1 pseudogene is annotated in these 317 nt (G+C 22.7%); it reads right to left on the bottom strand.

The features are described from left to right. Positions 1 to 317: pseudogene (locus E6A48_RS02755) on the bottom strand (radical SAM protein); the annotation flags it as partial.

The following is a 317-nucleotide window of genomic DNA, read 5'->3' as shown; positions in this document are numbered from 1 at the left end:
CTGGTCTGGTCTGGTCTGGTCTGGTCTGGTTATATATTCATCTATAGATTTAGTAGATATTTTCCATTCACCAATTGTTTTCCAATTAATATTATTACAATATTTACATAATGGTATAGGTTTAGATAGAAAAAATAAAATTTCATTATAATTATTAACTTTATATATATCAATATAGTCATATTCAGTAATAGGTATATTTTTATTAAAATAGTTATTAAAATAGTTAATATAAGCAGATATAGAACAAGTAAATAATTTACCATTATCTAATTGTATGCAATTATTAGCACCAAGACAGTTTATAAACTGAGAAA

The organism is Brachyspira pilosicoli, from assembly GCF_019402445.1.
In the GTDB taxonomy this organism is placed as follows: domain Bacteria; phylum Spirochaetota; class Brachyspiria; order Brachyspirales; family Brachyspiraceae; genus Brachyspira; species Brachyspira pilosicoli_B.
Note: the sequence above shows the minus strand (reverse complement) of the source record. Positions and strands in the feature narration are given on the sequence as shown.